We start from the raw sequence: 14,636 nt of genomic DNA, 5'->3' as shown, positions 1-14,636 counted from the left end.
CACTGTGGCAAGCGGCGTGCGCCGCCGGCGTAGGCCCATGCCTTTGTTACGCATGGGCGGCGGCTGTGGCCGGGCGATCCGCCCGATCGCCGGCGCGATCGCGCCTTCGTCCGACACCTGGCAGCGCAGCCGTCGCTAGAGTGGGCCGACAGTGCGCACCACCGCCGCGCTGGCAGGAAACCGCATGACATTGGCACAGCAGGCCGCGTCGCGGCCGGACGGCCGGTCCGCGCCGCCGGGCGTGGTGCTCGCGCTGGCCGCGGCCGGCGGCCGCCGCACCAGCAGCCACGAGCGCGCGGCGCTGGAGCGCCATGCCCGCGACATCGCCGGCCTGCTGGGCTGCGAGGCGGGGGGCTGGCACGAGCCTGGCCGCAAGTACGCCGATCCCGTCTATTTCGTGCCGAGCGATACCCTCGACACGAACGAAGCGGCCGGGCTGGGCATTCGCGGGCCGGACGACCTGTTCGGCGGCGTGGTGCCCCATCCGTTCGTGGCGGGCAAGACCCTCAGCCATCCGCTGGTGTCGGCCACGGCGGCCCGCCCGCCGGGGTGGAGCGTCGAGCTGGAACGGGCGGCCGGCGATGCCGTGCTGGACGGGTTCAGCGCGTTCAGCCGCGAGGACGCGCGCGCGGCCGGGCTGCGCCTGCTGGAAAAAAAGGGCGCGGTGCGCGTCAAGCCGGCGCTGGCCAGCGGCGGGCGCGGCCAGAGCGTTGCGCGCGACGCCGCCGGGCTGCAGTCCGCCGTCGACGCGCTGGCCAGCGGGGAACTCGCCGTGCACGGGGTGGTGCTGGAGGAAGACCTGGCGCAGGTGCGCACCTACAGCGTGGGCACGGTGCAGGTGCGCGACCTGCGCGCCAGCTACTTCGGCACCCAGCAGCTGACCCGCGACACCCGGGGCAACGAGGTGTACGGGGGCTCGGACATCGTCGTGCTGCGCGGCGGGTTCGACGCGCTCGCCGCCGCCGACGCGCCGGCGGACGTGCGGCGGGGCATCGAGCAGGCGCGCCGCTTCGACGCCGCGGTCCAGCGCTGCTACCCCGGCTTCTTCGCCTCCCGGCGCAACTACGACGTGGCCGCCGGCCGCAACCCGCGTGGCGAGCTGCGCAGCGGCGTCCTCGAGCAGTCCTGGCGTTTCGGCGGCGCCACCGGGGCCGAACTGGCGGCGCTGGCCCGGCTGCAGGCCGAGCCGGCGCTGGCGCGGGTGCGGGCCGTCTGCGTGGAAGTCTTCGGCCCGTCTCCCGAACCACCGGCCGGCGCCATCGTCCACTTCCGCGGCGAGGACCCGACGGCGGGCCTGCTGACCAAGTACACCGTGATCGAGCCCGATGCCCACGCGAGCTAACACGATCGACATCCCGGTCGGCACCGACCACATCGCCGGCACGCTGGTGGGTCCCGACACGCTGGTGCCGGGCGTGCTGCTGGTGCATGGCTGGGACGGCAGCCAGGAGCAGCACATCGCGCGCGCCCACGAGATCGCCACGCTGGGATGCATCTGCCTGACGTTCGACCTGCGCGGGCACGTGCGGCACCAGGGCCTGCGCGACACCGTGACGCGCGAGGACAACCTGCAGGACCTGCTGGCCGCGTACGACCTGCTGGTGAGCCATCCGGCGGTGGATCCGGACGCGGTGGCCGTCGTCGGCAGCAGCTATGGCGGCTACCTGGCCGCGGTGGCCACCACGCTGCGGCCGGTGCGCTGGCTGGCCCTGCGCGTGCCGGCGCTCTACAAGGACGAGGACTGGCAAGTGCCCAAGAGCCGGCTGAACCGCGAGGAACTGGCCGTGTACCGGCGCAGCCCGGTGGCGGCCGGCGACAACCGGGCGCTGGCGGCCTGCTCGCGCTTTCGCGGCGACGTGCTGGTGGTCGAGTCCGAGCACGACCCGGTGGTGCCGCGCGCGACCGTGCAGAGCTACGTGGCGGCGTTCACCGAGCCCGCCTCGCTGACCTACCGCCTGATCGCCGGCGCGGACCACGGCCTGTCGGAGAAGAGCTGGCGGCAGGCCTACACCGCGCTGCTGGTGGACTGGATCGGCGAGATGCTGCTCAGCGCCCGGGCCGGCCACACCGGCACGGCGGCGCAGGCGCCGCTGGCCAAGACCGGCGAGCAGGCATTGGGGGAATCCGATTGACAGGAGGCCGTATGGACGAATGGAAGCAGGCCCTGCGCGAGGGCGTGGTCACGGGCACCGCCGCCTGCGTGCTGTCGCTGGCCGTGCTCGCGCTGGCGGGCCGGCGCGAGGCGGGCAGCGCCGTCGCGCCGGTGAACGCGGTCAGCCACTGGTTGTGGGGCGAGGACGCATTGCACGAGGATCGCGCCACCGTGCGGCACACGCTGCTGGGGTATCTCACCCACCACCTGTCGGCGATCTTCTGGGCCGTGCTGTACGCCCGCCTGTGGGGGCACCGGCCCGCGGCCAAGTCGCTGCCGCAGGCCCTTGCCGGCGGCGTCGCGACCAGTGCCGTGGCCTCGGTGGTCGACTACGGCCTGATGCCCCGGCGGCTCACGCCCGGGTTCGAGCAGCGGCTGTCCACCCGCTCGACGGTGGCCGCCTTCGGCGCGATTGCAGCCGGGCTGGCGCTCGGGGCGCTGCTGCTGCGCCAGCGCGACTGAAGGCCGGCCTTCCGGGGCCTCAGCGCTCCACCGGCGCCGCCAGCGGATCCACCTCCGCCACCACCCGCGCATGTCGGTCGCGGCTCCAGTAGGCCCAGGCCCAGTCGATCAGCACCACCAGCCGGTTGCGGAAGCCGATCAGGAACCAGATGTGCGCGAACAGCCAGAACAGCCAGGCCGGATAGCCGCTGAACTGCAGTCGCCCGAGCGGCGTGGTGAGGTCGACCACGGCGGCGTTGCGGCCGATGGTGGCGAGATTGCCGTAGTCGCGGTAGCGGAAGGCGCGCGTCGGCTGGCCGGCGATGCGGCGCAGGATGTTCGCGGCCGCTGCACGCCCCATCTGCTTGGCCGCCGGTGAGACGCCGGGCACCGGTGCCGGCTCGCGCCCCGGCGCATGGCTGCGGGCGGCCGCGAGGTCGCCGATGACGCTGATCTCCGGATGGCCCGGCACGCCCAGGTCCGGATCGACCTGCACCCGGCCGGCCCGGTCCAGCGCGGCGCCCGTGGTCCGTGCCACGGCGCGCCCGAGCGGCGAGGCCGCCACGCCGGCGGCCCACACGATGCAGCGACTGGGGATGCGGTAGGAGGCTCCTTCGGCGGGCTGAACCTGCAGGCCTTCGGCGTCGATGGCGGTGACGCGCGCACCGGTGCGCACCTCCACGCCCAGGCGGGCCAGCTGCTCGCAGGCGCGCGTGCTCAGCGATGCGGGCATTGCCTGCAGCACGCGCGCGCTGCCTTCCAGCAGCAGCACGCGCGCCGAGGCCGGGTCGATGCGGCGGAATTCGCCCGGCAGCGTCTGGCGTGCGATCTCGGCCAGCGTGCCCGCCATCTCCACGCCGGTCGGCCCGCCGCCGATCACGACGAAGGTGAGCCAGGGTTCGCGTCGCGCGGCGTCGGGTTCCTTCTCCGCCGCTTCGAAGGACAGCAGGATGCGGCGGCGGATGCCGAACGCGTCCTCCAGCGTCTTCAGGCCCGGCGCGAAGGCCGCCCAGTCGTCGCGGCCGAAGTAGCTGTGGGTGGCGCCGGCGGCCACCACCAGGTGGTCGTAGGGCAGGGTCGCGCCGTCGTCCAGCGCGACCCGGCGCGCAGCGGCATCGATGCCGACCGCTTCCCCCAGCAGCGTGGTGACGTTGGCCTGGCGGCGGAACAGGTGCCGCACGGGCGCGGCGATCGCCGGCGCCGACAGCCCCGCGGTGGCGACCTGGTAGAGCAGCGGCTGGAACAGGTGGTGGTTGGTGCGGTCCACCAGCATGATGTCCACCGGCGCATGGCGCAGGGCACGGGCCGCTTCCAGCCCGCCGAAGCCGCAGCCGACGATGACGATGCGGGGGCGGGCGGTGGCGGGCGCGGGCATGCCGCGGATTATCCCGATGCGGCGCCGGCGCGAATCGGCCATCATGCGCCGCACGCCAGCCCACAGGAGACCGCCATGTTCCCCACCGCCACCGCCGGCAGCCTGCCCAAGCCCTCGTGGCTGTCCGAGACCCGCAAGCTCTGGCCGCAGTGGAAGGCGCAGGGCGAGGCACTGCGCCAGGCCAAGGCCGACGCCACGCTGCTGTGGATCAAGGCGCAGGAGGACGCCGGCCTGGACATCGTGGGCGATGGCGAGCAGTCGCGCCAGCACTTCGTGCATGGCTTCCTCGAGTGCGTCGAAGGCATCGACTTCGAGCACAAGGTGAAGATGGGCATTCGCAACAACCGCTACGACGCGATGGTGCCGCAGGTGGTGGCGCCGCTGCGGCTCAGGGGCCGGGTGCATGCGTTCGAGGCGCAGCTGGCGCGGGCGCATACCCGGCGCAAGCTCAAGTTCACGCTGCCGGGCCCGATGACCATCGTCGACACGGTGGCCGACCGCTTCTACGGCGACCGGGTGAAGATGGCGACGGCCTTCGCCGAACTGCTCAACCAGGAGGCGCGGGCGCTGCAGGCCGACGGCGTGGACATCATCCAGTTCGACGAACCGGCCTTCAATGTCTACCTGCAGGAGGCGGCGACCTGGGGCGTGCAGGCATTGGAGCGCGCGATCGAGGGGCTGGCCTGCACCACCGCCGTCCACATCTGCTACGGCTACGGCATCCAGGCCAACATCGACTGGAAGCATTCGCTGGGCGAGCAGTGGCGCCAGTACGAACAGGTGTTCCCGGCGCTGGCCGCCAGCCGGATCGACCAGGTCAGCCTGGAGTGCTACCACTCGCAGGTGCCGCCGGAGCTGATGAAGCTGCTGGCAGGCAAGGACGTGATGGTCGGCGTGATCGACGTCGCCACCGAGGAGGTCGAAACGCCCGAGCAGGTGGCCGACACGATCGGCCGTGCGCTGCAGTTCGTGGCGCGCGACCGGCTGATCCCCTGCACCAACTGCGGCATGGCGCCCATGGACCGCGAGGTCGCGCTGAAGAAGCTGCAGGCGCTGGTGCAAGGCGCCGAGCTGGCGCGCAAGCGGTTCGGCTGAAAGACCACGGACCCGCCGCCGCTTCGCGGCCGCGCGCCGTGCAGCCACGGCCGGCCCGGTGTACGCTGGCCGGCATGGCGCACGAGCACGACCCGCACGACCACGATCATCCGCACGAGCACGCCCGCTGGAAGCACGACGGCGTCCGGGTGATCCCCGGCAACCAGCTCGATGCGAACACGGCGCAGACGCCGGGCATGGACCGCCGCGCGGCGATCAACCTGGCGCGCGTCGGCGCGCAGAAGCTCTGGGCCGGCACGGTCAGCATCCATCCCAACGCCAAGACCGGTGCCCATCACCACGGCCACCTGGAGAGCGTGATCTACATCGTGCGCGGCCGCGCCCGCATGCGCTGGGGCGAGCACCTCGAATTCACTGCCGAGGCCGGTCCGGGCGACTTCATCTACGTCCCGCCCTACGTGCCGCACCAGGAGATCAATGCCAGCCCCACCGAGGTGCTGGAGTGCGTGCTGTGCCGCAGCGACGGCGAGGCCGTGGCGATCAACCTGGACATCGAGCCGGCGGAAAAGCCCGAGCAGGTGCTCTGGGTGGACCCCACGCATCCGGGCGGAGCCGTCTGACGCGGCATTTCCCGGCCGTGCCGCTGCGGGCTGGACCGTGTCATTGCGGGCTGGACCCGCAATCCATCCCCCACCGCTGGAACAAGCGCTCGGCATGATGAGCGGCTGGAGATGGATCCCGCGTTGCGCCGGGATGGCAGGCCATGCGGCGCGCCGCTACACCTACACCCCCGCCGGGTAAGTCTCCGGCACCTCCACGTCGGTGGTCGGCTGCGGGTGTTCGGGCAGCGATTCCAGCGCGCGCGTCCGGTCGACGTGGATCACGGCGTCGAACTGGGCGCCGATCCGGGCGTTGAAGTAGTGGCTGCGCCGTTCGGTCTCGGGCAGGTAGATCACGCCGATCGCGCGCTCCAGCAGCGGCTGGTCCAGCTGCGCCCGCAGGCCCTCGTCCGGCAGCAGCAGGAAGCGATCGTGTCCCACCTCGTGGAACAGCGCCTCCCAGCTGCCCGGCAGGCCCGGCCGCACGCGCTTGACGTGCGCCGGCTCGTCCCAGCCGGAGGCGGCACGGACACTGCCTTCGTAGGTGGTGAACCCGAGCAGGAACGCCTCGCCCGGCCAGCGCTTGCGCGCCAGCTCGCCCACGTTCCATTCGCCCTGCTCGGACATCGCCGTCGCGCTGGCATCGCCCAGGTGCGAGTTGTGCGCCCACACGGCCATGCGCGGCGGCTCGCCCAGGCGCTCCTGCAGGTGGGCGCCCAGGGCCTGCAGCGTGTCCACCATGTGCAGGTCGCGCAGGTTCCACGAGGAGGCGCGGCCGCGGAACATGCAGCGGTAGTACTGCTCGGCATTGCGCACCAGCCGTGCGTTCTGCCGGGCATGGAACAGCTCGTCGGAGTCCTCGCCATCGGTTCCGGTCGGGCGGCTGCGCAGCAGTTCGGTGAGCTGCGCCACCACGGCCTCTTCGCAGCTGAAGCCGGTGCCGAACCCGGCGGCATAGCCGTAGGCCTGCAGGTTCTGCTGGAAGTGGTCGAAGCAGGCATAGCGGCGGCGCGCGCGCTGCGCGGCTTCCGGGTCGGCGCGGTCCAGGTAGGCGAGCAGCTCGCGCACCGAGGCGAACAGGCTGTACAGGTCCATGCCGTAGAAGCCGACGCGCTGCCAGGGCGGCCGTGCCAGGTTGTAGTCGCGCAGCCAGGCGATGAATTCGCGCACCACCGTGTTGCGCCACATCCAGGTCGGGAAACGCTCGAAGCCCGACAACGCTGCGTCGGCGCTGCCATCGTCCAGCCCGCGCACCCATCGGTTGATGCGGGCGGCGTCGGGCCAGTCGCCTTCGATCACCACCGCCTTGCAGCCGTGCTGCTCGACCAGCGCCCGGGTGATCCCGGCCCGCAGCGCGTAGAAATCGTGGGTGCCGTGGCTGGCCTCGCCCAGCAGGGCCAGCCGGCGCCCGGCCAGCGCCTCGATCAGCTCGGCCGGAACGTCCTGGCCGAAGGGGCGGGCCTGGCGCCTCGTGGCGGCCAGCAGCGGATGGGATCGGAACCCGGGCATGCCCGCCTGCGGCAAACCGCATGCCGCGTGCGCGGCCATGTCCTGATTCCTAGAATGGCGCGATGGTCGATATTTCGGTGCTGGTGGTGCAGGCGGAAGCCGCGGAGCGGGCCCGCACCGTCGGTGCGCTTTCCCGCGTGTGCGAACCGACCCGCATCGGCAACGCGGGCAGCGCCGGCGAGGCCGTCGAATACCTGCTGGGCCATGGGCGGCACGCCGACCGCGCGGGCGCGCGGGTTCCGCAGTTCCTGCTGGTGGACCTGCCGACCGCAGCCGGGGTGCAACTGCTCGGAGCCATCCGCGGCGAGCCCCGCATCGCCGGACTGCCGGTGATCGCATTGCTCGAGCACGCCTTGCGCAGCGAACACGATGCCTGGTACGGCGCCGGGGCCAACAGCATCATCGGCAAGACGCCCGACGACGAACAACTGGGCCAGAAGCTGCGCCGCCTGTACGAGTACTGGACGACGGTCAACGTGGCCCCGCGCTCCTCCAGGATCTAGGCGCCGCCCGGGCCCCGAGGCCATGCCCATGCCGGCAACTCTGCCGTGGCTGCGTGCTGTAATGACCCGTCGGGTCACTGGCCCGGCTGGAGGGAACCCGATGCCCAGCGTCTCGACTGCGCCCTCGCGCCGCGAGGGTTCCGCATCCCGTGACCGCGCTGCCGCCGCGGCCCGTTACCAGCGCGTGCGCGCGCGCACCCTCGAGCTGGCCGCGCCGCTGTCCGCCGAGGACCAGTGCATCCAGTCCATGCCCGACGCCAGCCCGACCAAGTGGCACCTGGCGCACACGAGCTGGTTCTTCGAGGCGCTGGTGCTGCAGCCGCATGGGCGCGGCTACACGCCCTTCGATCCGGCTTTCGCGCGGCTCTTCAACTCCTATTACGAATCGCTGGGCCCGCGCCATCCGCGGCCGCAGCGCGGCCTGCTCACCCGCCCGGGCCTGGCGCAGGTGCATGCCTACCGCGCGCACGTCGACGAAGCCATGCAGGCCTTCATCGCGGCCGCGCCGCAGTGCGCCTGGGGCCAGGCCTCGGGCCTGGTCGAACTGGGCCTGCAGCACGAACAGCAGCACCAGGAACTGATCGCCACCGACATCCTGCATGCGCTGTCGTGCAACCCGCTGCTGCCGGCCTGGCTGCCCGCCGCCCAGCCGGTGCTGCGGCTGGCCTCCACGCCCGCGCCGCTGCGGTGGCTGGCGCACGCCGGCGGCGTGGCCGAGATCGGCCATGCCGGCGAAGGCTTCGCCTTCGACAACGAATCGCCGCGTCACCCGGTGCTGCTGCAGCCGTACGAGCTGGCCGACCGCCTGGTGAGCTGCGGCGAGTACCTGGATTTCATCGAGGACGGCGGCTATTCGCGTGCGTCGCTGTGGCTCTCCGATGGCTGGGCCATGGTGCAGGCGCAGGGCTGGCGGGCGCCGGCGTACTGGCTGGCGCCGGACGATCCGCGCGCACCGGCCGACGGCTGGCAGGTGTTCGGCCCGGCCGGCGTGCACGGCCTGGACCCGTCCGCGCCGGTCAGCCAGTTGAGCTTCTACGAGGCGGCCGCCTATACCGAGTGGGCCGGCGCGCGCCTGCCCACCGAGTTCGAGTGGGAGGCGATGGGGGACGCGCCGGGCATCACGCAGATGACCGGCCACGCCTGGCAGTGGACCCGCTCGTCCTACGATCCCTATCCGGGCTTCCGCCCGCTGGAGGGCGCCGCCAGCGAATACAACGGCAAGTTCATGGTCGGCCAGCTGGTGCTGCGCGGCGGCAGCGCGTTCACGCCCGAGGGCCACGCGCGCCGCAGCTATCGCAACTTCTTCCCGCCGGCGGCGCGCTGGCAGTTCTCCGGCGTGCGGCTGGCCAGGAGCGTGGGCGCATGAGGTCGCCGCGGCTCGCGGTGCCGCCGCTGGACCTTCCGGGCGAGGCGGAGCCCAGCTTCCAGGCGGACCTGCGGCGTGCGCTGGCGGCGCCGCCGCACGCCATCTCGCCCAAGTACTTCTACGACGCCGAGGGCTCGCGCCTGTTCGACCGCATCTGCGGCCTGCCCGAGTACTACCCCACCCGCACCGAATGCGCCATCCTGCAGCGGCATGCGGCGGACATCGCCGCGCAGGTCGGCACCGGCAGCGACCTGGTGGAGTTCGGCGCCGGCTCGTGCAGCAAGGTGCGGCTGCTGCTGCCGCGGCTGCAGCCGCGCCGCTACCTGCCGATCGACATCTCGGCGCAGCACCTGCAGCTGGCGGCCGCCGAGCTGGTGAGCGCGTACCCCGGGCTGGTGGTGGTGCCGCTGGCCGGCGACTACCTGGGCCCGGTGCGCCTGCCGCCGGCGCTGCCGGGGGCCCGCCGCGTCGGGTTCTTTCCCGGCTCCACCATCGGCAACCTCGCGCCGCAGGAAGCCTTGCAGTTCCTGCGCGGTGCGGCCCGCCTGCTGCGGGGCGGCGGGCTGCTGCTGGGCGCGGACCTGGTGAAGGATCCGGCCGTGCTGCACGCCGCCTACAACGATTCCCAGGGTGTCACGGCCGCCTTCAACCGGAACCTGCTGGCGCGCGCCAATCGCGAACTGGGCACCGACTTCGACCCGGGCGGGTTCTGGCATGGCGCCTTCTACAACGCCGCCCTGCAGCGCATCGAGATGCACCTGGTCAGCCGCCGGAGCCAGCGGGTGCGGCTGGCCGGCGACGCGTTCGACATTCCCGAGGGGCTGGCCCTGCACACGGAGAATTCGTACAAGTACACCGTCGCCGGCCTGCAGTCGCTGGCCGGGCAGGCCGGCTTCCGGCCGGCCGCGGTGTGGACCGACGAACAGGCGCTGTTCAGCGTGCACTGGCTGCAGGCGCCGGACGAGATGGATGGAAGGAAGGACGGATGAAGGCGACCTGGAACGGGGTGGTGATCGCGCAAAGCGACGACACGATCGTGGTGGAGGGCAACCACTATTTCCCGGAGGGCTCGCTCGACCGGCGCTACGTGAGCTTCTCGAACCACAAGACCACCTGTGCCTGGAAAGGGCAGGCCAGCTACTACTCGCTGCTGGTGAACGGCGAGCTGAACACCGACGCGGTCTGGTACTACCCCGACCCCAAGCCCGAGGCCGAGATGGTGCGCGGGCGGGTGGCGTTCTGGAAGGGCGTGAAGGTCGAGCCCTGACCCGATCGCACGGCGCCGGCAGCGGCTGCCCGCCTGCCCGCGTCGGCCGGCAACGGGCCTCGGCAGGACCTCACAGCCAGCGCCGCACGCGCGCGGCGTAGCGGGTGAAGGCCTCGCCGAAGTTCGCCTGCAGGACACGCTCTTCCGGCACGATCTGGAAGCGGGTGATGTACAGCACGAACGCGAGCGGTCCGGCCAGCGCCAGCCAGGAAGACAGGTGGACGGCCCAGGCCGACAGCAGCAGCGCCATGCCCAGGTACATCGGGTTGCGCGTGAAGCGGTACACACCGCCGGTGACCAGGGCCGACGCGCGCTGCGGCTGCAGCGGATTCACCGTGGTGCGGGCGCCGCGGAAGGCGGCCAGGCCCGCCAGGTCGACGCCCAGGCCGGCAGCGACCAGCACGGCAACGGCGGCCACCCTGGCCACCGGGGGCAGCGGAATCGGGGGCCCGAATCCCGAGAGGCCCCACATGCCGGCGGCGGCCATCGCACCGATCACCGGAGGCGGAATCTTGTGGTCGAGCCAGCTGGACACCCGGCGACTGTACGCCCCTCAGCTGCAGTCGCTGGTTCCGCAGTGGGTGATCGGCTGCGGGGGCAGCGCCTCGGGGCGGGCGACGAGGCCGGTGGCGTCGTCGTAGCCGACGCTGCGCAGGTGCCGGGCGAGGGCGGCGTCCATGGTGGCGGAGTGCTGGGGGAACCAGATCGCCAGTTCGCGCACCATCTGGCGCACCGGTTCGAGCCGGCCCTCGGCGGCCATGCGCACGCCGTCCTGCAGCACCTGCAGCACCATGCGGTGCTGGCCGCTGTGGCAGTTGACGGCGGCGAAGCCGGTCGCTTCCATCCAGTCGTCCTCGCGGCCGAAGTGGTCGGCGGTGTGCGCGACCATCTCGTTCCACGCTGCCGGCAGCGCCTCGTCGCTGCTCGCCTCGCAGCGTGCGAGCAGCGCTATGAACTCGCGGTGCGTCTCGTCCATCACGTCCAGCCCGAGCGCCAGGTCCTCGGACCAGGGCAGTAGCGGCATCGACCAATCCTCCTTAGGGTGCGACAGGCTAGGTCCGCGCCGACCGGAATTCCTTGACCCAAGTCATTTCTGCGGCGGGCCAAGGGCGCCGGCGCGGCGCTAAGCTGTCGGCATGCTGCTCGCGCCTTCCTGTTCTTCCGCGGCCGAGGCCGCTCCCCTGTTGCGCGAGCGCGGCTACGCGGTGCTCGGGCCGCAAGCCGTGTGCGAGCTGGCCGGCTGCGAACGCTCCGAACTGCTCGCCCTGAATGCCGCCTGGAACGACCTGCCGCCCGACGGCTACCTCAAGGATGGCGGGCGCTACCGGCGGCGCCGGCACTCCTGCTTCCGGCTGGAAGGCGGCGTGCTCGTGCAGGCGCCGCACCGCGCCCACTGGCAGCCGCTGGAATACAACGCCCTGCACGGCGGCATGCAGCGCTGGTTCGAGCCGGTCCAGCCGCAGGTGGTGGCCGCGCCGGCCTGGTCGGGGCTGCTGAAGGGCGTGGGCGCCGCCGCCTCGGCGCTCAAGGGGACGCGGCCCTGGTTCATCGAGGCGCACCAGTTCCGCATCGATACCACCGACGGCATCGGCCGGCCGACGCCGGAAGGCGCGCACCGGGATGGTGTCGACGTGGTGGCGGTGTTCCTGGTCGCGCGCCAGGGCATCAAGGGCGGCGAGACGCGCGTGTTCGAGGCCCAGGGCCCTGCCGGGCAGCGCTTCACGCTGGGCGAGCCCTGGAGCCTGCTGTTGCTGGACGACGAGCGGGTGATCCACGAGAGCACGCCGATCCAGCCCTTGGCCGAGGGCGGCCACCGCGATACGCTGGTGCTGACCTGCCGCGCCGGCGGCTTCCAGGGCGACTGAGCAGCGCCGCCCGGCGCCGCCGGATGGCTCAGTCGCGCACGTCCGCCACCGGGTTCGAGCCGAAGTCGGACCGGCGCAGGTAAGCCAGCACCCGCGCCGCCGCCTCGGCCGGGGTGCTGAGCGCGCCCTGGTCCTTCAGCCCCTGGAAGCTGGCCCTGTCCGCAAAGCGCTTCGGGTCGGCGCCGCGCAGTTGCACCTGCATGTCGGTGTCGATCACGCCGGGCGCGAGCGAGCACACCTTGGCGCCCTGGGGCCGGCCCGCTTCCTCCAGCGCGACGCAGCGGGTGAAGTGGTCCAGGCCGGCCTTGGCTGCGCAATAAGCCGCCTGCGAAGCCATCGCGCGCCGGCCCAGGCCGGAGGAGATGTTCAGCAGCTTGCGCTCGCACGGCCAGGCCGCCGTGGCGCGCAGGAACGCGCCGGCCAGCAGCATGGGCGCTTCCAGGTCCACGCGCAGCGCCTGTGCCAGGTCGGCCGCGGCGACGTCGCCCAGCGGCGCGATCTGCGGCAGCACGCCGGCGTTGTTGACCAGGGTGACGCTGGCCAGGCCTTCGGGGCCGCGGGCCGTCAGCCAGGTCTCCAGCCTGGCCGCGGCCGCTTCGGCGCGCGACAGGTCCTGTGCCCATTGCTCCAGCCGGCGGCCGGCCCGCCCGGCGTGCTGCGCCAGTGCTTCGTCGGGCTTGCGCGAGAGGCACAGCAGGTCGTGGCCGGCATCCAGCAGCTGTTCGGCCATGGCCCGGCCCATGCCGCGCGAGGCGCCGGTGAGGAGGGTGAGGTGGGGCGATGCGGTCATGGTGGCGATGCTAAGCCGCCGCGGCGCTCAGGCCTGGACCACGATGGCGAACTGCGCCTGCAGCCCCTGGCTGCCGGCGCGGAAGGGCACGGTCAGCGCGCGCCGGCCGGCTTCGTCCAGCCGCCGCCAGAGGAAGTCGCGCTCGTTGTGCGGGTCGCCCTGCACGTACAGCTGGGTGGTCAGCAATTCGTGCCGGCCGTCCTTGACCTTCACATGGATGTGCGGCGTGCGCCCGCCGTAGGGCACCGGGCGGATGGTGCGGAAACGGTAGCGGCCGTCGGGGCCGACCGACACGCGGCCGAACCCCTGGAAGTCCGGGTCGGCGCGGTCGCCGTCGCCGGGATGGTGGTAGTGGCCGGCCTGGTCGCACTGCCAGATCTCCACGCTGGCACCCGCGACGGGCCGCCCGTCGACGTCGGTCACCGTGCCTTCGAGCCATGCCGGCTGGCCCTTGGTGTACGGCTGCGTGCCGTTGCGCAGCAGGTCGTGGTCGCTGTCGGAGGGCAGGCGAACCGGATAGAACGGGCCTTCGGTTTGCGCGGGCGTGGGCCGCAGCGGCTGGCGGACCTGCGCATGCAGCAGCGCGGGCGCGCACACCAGCGCGGCGGTGGCGGTGCGGCGGGTGAGGGAGTGCATGGCCCGCAGCCTAGCGCAGGCGGGCTCAGAAAGGCGCAGGACTGCTCCATTCGATGCGGTCGGCGGTCGCCGGATGCCCCAGCCGCAGCCGGCACGCATGCAGCAGCAGCCTCGGCGCTGCCGCCTGCACCGGCCCGGGCGCGTACAGCGGGTCGCCCAGGATGGGATGGCCGATCGCCGCCAGGTGCACGCGCAGCTGGTGCGAGCGGCCGGTGACCGGCTCCAGCTCGAGACGGGTCGTGCCCGGCAGCGGCCCGCTGCCGAGCCTGCGCCAGCGGGTGAGGCTGGGCCTGCCGTGCCCGGCGTCGACGATCTGGCGCGGCCGGTTGGGCCAGTCCACCCGCAGCGGCAGGTCGATCTCGCCGGCATCGCCGGGCGGCTCGCCTGCCACCACGGCCACGTAGCGCTTGTCGACGTCGCGCGCTGCGAACGCCATGCCCAGCTGCCGCTGCACCGCGGTTCCGCGCGCGAACACGCACAGCCCGGAGGTCGCCATGTCCAGCCGGTGCACGACCCGCGCGTCGGGGTAGTGCGCCTGCACGCGGGCCGACAGGCAGTCCTGCTTGTCCTGGCCGCGCCCCGGCACGCACAGCAGGCCGGCCGGCTTGTCGGCCACGACGAGGTGCGCGTCGGCATGGACGATGCGCGCCGCGAGCCCATCGGTGCCGCTCGATAATTCCGCCATGATCGCGTCGGCCGCCCTTCCGTTTTCGATGCAGGCGATTGTGCTGCTCATCGCCTCCAACGTCTTCATGACGATGGCCTGGTACGGCCACCTGCGCAACCTGGCGAGCAGCCCCTGGTACGTGGCGGCGCTGGCGAGCTGGGGCATCGCACTGGCCGAGTACCTGCTGCAGGTGCCGGCCAACCGCATCGGCTACCGGCAGGCCGGCTTTTCGGTGGCGCAGCTGAAGATCGTGCAGGAGGTGATCACGCTGTCGGTGTTCGTGCCGTTCGCGGCGCTGTACCTGCGCGAGCCGCTCAAGCTCGACTACCTGTGGGCGGCCTTGTGCATGGTGGGCGCGGTGTACTTCATGTTCCGCAGCGCCTGAGCGGAGCGGGCCTCGCAGGGGCCGA

The 14,636-nt window shown here is 72.6% G+C and carries 18 protein-coding genes; 11 read left to right on the top strand and 7 right to left on the bottom strand.

Annotated features, from left to right (window positions below; genetic code table 11):
- The first annotated feature begins 184 nt into the window (after nucleotides 1–184).
- Genes V6M57_RS10260 through V6M57_RS10250 form a run of 3 tightly spaced genes read left to right on the top strand, consistent with a single transcriptional unit; the run spans nucleotide 185 to nucleotide 2,614 of the window.
- The gene (locus tag V6M57_RS10260; protein ID WP_332814891.1) at nucleotides 185–1,342 is read left to right on the top strand and encodes a DUF3182 family protein; all 1,158 of its coding nucleotides are present in this window, start codon (nucleotides 185–187) and stop codon (nucleotides 1,340–1,342) included.
- A complete protein-coding gene (locus V6M57_RS10255) occupies nucleotides 1,326–2,132 on the top strand; it encodes an alpha/beta hydrolase family protein (RefSeq protein WP_332814890.1) in 807 nt (268 codons plus the stop codon). The genes V6M57_RS10260 and V6M57_RS10255 overlap by 17 nt, the downstream gene beginning before the upstream one ends.
- An 11-nt stretch (nucleotides 2,133–2,143) precedes the next feature.
- Nucleotides 2,144–2,614: a hypothetical protein gene (locus tag V6M57_RS10250; RefSeq protein ID WP_332814889.1), complete on the top strand. Its 471-nt coding sequence runs from the start codon at nucleotides 2,144–2,146 to the stop codon at nucleotides 2,612–2,614.
- 19 nt (nucleotides 2,615–2,633) lie between these two features.
- On the opposite strand, the gene V6M57_RS10245 is transcribed toward V6M57_RS10250, so the two are convergent.
- On the bottom strand, nucleotides 2,634–3,968 hold the full coding sequence (locus tag V6M57_RS10245) for an NAD(P)/FAD-dependent oxidoreductase (protein ID WP_332814888.1): 1,335 nt from the start codon (nucleotides 3,966–3,968) through the stop codon (nucleotides 2,634–2,636).
- Nucleotides 3,969–4,043: 75 nt separating this feature from the next.
- Here V6M57_RS10245 and V6M57_RS10240 point away from each other — a divergent pair, with 75 nt between their 5' ends.
- Both V6M57_RS10240 and V6M57_RS10235 read left to right on the top strand, forming a co-directional pair.
- Entirely contained in the window at nucleotides 4,044–5,063 is a 1,020-nt protein-coding gene (locus tag V6M57_RS10240) for a methionine synthase (protein ID WP_332814887.1), read from the top strand.
- A gap of 74 nt (nucleotides 5,064–5,137) precedes the next feature.
- Nucleotides 5,138–5,644 (top strand): cupin domain-containing protein, encoded by a 507-nt coding sequence (locus V6M57_RS10235; RefSeq protein WP_332814886.1) that lies wholly within the window; start codon nucleotides 5,138–5,140, stop codon nucleotides 5,642–5,644.
- Between the two features lie 162 nt (nucleotides 5,645–5,806).
- Here the strand turns inward: V6M57_RS10235 and V6M57_RS10230 are convergent, their stop codons facing one another.
- A complete protein-coding gene (locus tag V6M57_RS10230; protein WP_332814885.1) occupies nucleotides 5,807–7,132 on the bottom strand; it encodes an erythromycin esterase family protein in 1,326 nt (441 codons plus the stop codon).
- A gap of 62 nt (nucleotides 7,133–7,194) precedes the next feature.
- Between V6M57_RS10230 and V6M57_RS10225 the strand changes: the two genes are divergently transcribed.
- From V6M57_RS10225 to V6M57_RS10210, 4 genes are all read left to right on the top strand, one after another.
- Nucleotides 7,195–7,635: a hypothetical protein gene (locus tag V6M57_RS10225; protein WP_332814884.1), complete on the top strand. Its 441-nt coding sequence runs from the start codon at nucleotides 7,195–7,197 to the stop codon at nucleotides 7,633–7,635.
- A gap of 61 nt (nucleotides 7,636–7,696) precedes the next feature.
- Nucleotides 7,697–9,001 carry an ergothioneine biosynthesis protein EgtB gene (gene egtB, locus V6M57_RS10220; protein WP_442968808.1) on the top strand — a complete coding sequence of 435 codons (1,305 nt, stop codon included), beginning with the start codon at nucleotides 7,697–7,699 and terminating at the stop codon, nucleotides 8,999–9,001.
- Nucleotides 8,998–9,990 carry an L-histidine N(alpha)-methyltransferase gene (egtD, locus tag V6M57_RS10215; RefSeq protein ID WP_332814882.1) on the top strand — a complete coding sequence of 331 codons (993 nt, stop codon included), beginning with the start codon at nucleotides 8,998–9,000 and terminating at the stop codon, nucleotides 9,988–9,990. Before egtB ends, egtD begins: the two co-directional genes overlap by 4 nt.
- Nucleotides 9,987–10,268: a DUF427 domain-containing protein gene (locus tag V6M57_RS10210; RefSeq protein ID WP_332814881.1), complete on the top strand. Its 282-nt coding sequence runs from the start codon at nucleotides 9,987–9,989 to the stop codon at nucleotides 10,266–10,268. The genes egtD and V6M57_RS10210 overlap by 4 nt, the downstream gene beginning before the upstream one ends.
- Before the next feature lie 70 nt (nucleotides 10,269–10,338).
- Here V6M57_RS10210 and V6M57_RS10205 read toward each other — a convergent pair whose 3' ends face one another.
- Together V6M57_RS10205 and V6M57_RS10200 are read right to left on the bottom strand one after the other, a co-directional pair.
- The gene (locus V6M57_RS10205) at nucleotides 10,339–10,803 is read right to left on the bottom strand and encodes a methyltransferase family protein (protein ID WP_332814880.1); all 465 of its coding nucleotides are present in this window, start codon (nucleotides 10,801–10,803) and stop codon (nucleotides 10,339–10,341) included.
- A gap of 18 nt (nucleotides 10,804–10,821) precedes the next feature.
- Complete coding sequence (locus tag V6M57_RS10200) at nucleotides 10,822–11,292, bottom strand: bacteriohemerythrin (RefSeq protein WP_332814879.1); 471 nt, start codon at nucleotides 11,290–11,292, stop codon at nucleotides 10,822–10,824.
- 112 nt (nucleotides 11,293–11,404) lie between these two features.
- On the opposite strand from V6M57_RS10200, the gene V6M57_RS10195 reads away from it, so the two are divergent.
- A complete protein-coding gene (locus V6M57_RS10195; protein WP_332814878.1) occupies nucleotides 11,405–12,133 on the top strand; it encodes a 2OG-Fe dioxygenase family protein in 729 nt (242 codons plus the stop codon).
- Between the two features lie 28 nt (nucleotides 12,134–12,161).
- On the opposite strand, the gene V6M57_RS10190 is transcribed toward V6M57_RS10195, so the two are convergent.
- Genes V6M57_RS10190 through V6M57_RS10180 form a run of 3 tightly spaced genes read right to left on the bottom strand, consistent with a single transcriptional unit; the run spans nucleotide 12,162 to nucleotide 14,244 of the window.
- On the bottom strand, nucleotides 12,162–12,923 hold the full coding sequence (locus V6M57_RS10190; RefSeq protein ID WP_332814877.1) for an SDR family NAD(P)-dependent oxidoreductase: 762 nt from the start codon (nucleotides 12,921–12,923) through the stop codon (nucleotides 12,162–12,164).
- A 27-nt stretch (nucleotides 12,924–12,950) separates the two neighbouring features.
- A complete protein-coding gene (locus V6M57_RS10185) occupies nucleotides 12,951–13,559 on the bottom strand; it encodes a protocatechuate 3,4-dioxygenase (RefSeq protein ID WP_332814876.1) in 609 nt (202 codons plus the stop codon).
- A 25-nt stretch (nucleotides 13,560–13,584) separates the two neighbouring features.
- Entirely contained in the window at nucleotides 13,585–14,244 is a 660-nt protein-coding gene (locus V6M57_RS10180) for an RluA family pseudouridine synthase (protein ID WP_332814875.1), read from the bottom strand.
- Here V6M57_RS10180 and V6M57_RS10175 point away from each other — a divergent pair.
- Entirely contained in the window at nucleotides 14,243–14,611 is a 369-nt protein-coding gene (locus tag V6M57_RS10175) for a DMT family protein (RefSeq protein WP_332814874.1), read from the top strand. The two genes, V6M57_RS10180 and V6M57_RS10175, sit on opposite strands and share 2 nt — an antisense overlap.
- Nucleotides 14,612–14,636: the final 25 nt, after the last annotated feature.

The sequence above is a fragment of the Ramlibacter sp. genome (assembly GCF_036676645.1).
Taxonomy (GTDB): domain Bacteria; phylum Pseudomonadota; class Gammaproteobacteria; order Burkholderiales; family Burkholderiaceae_C; genus Ramlibacter.
The sequence above is the reverse complement of the archived record's forward strand: the minus strand, read 5'-3'. Positions and strand labels throughout refer to the sequence as shown.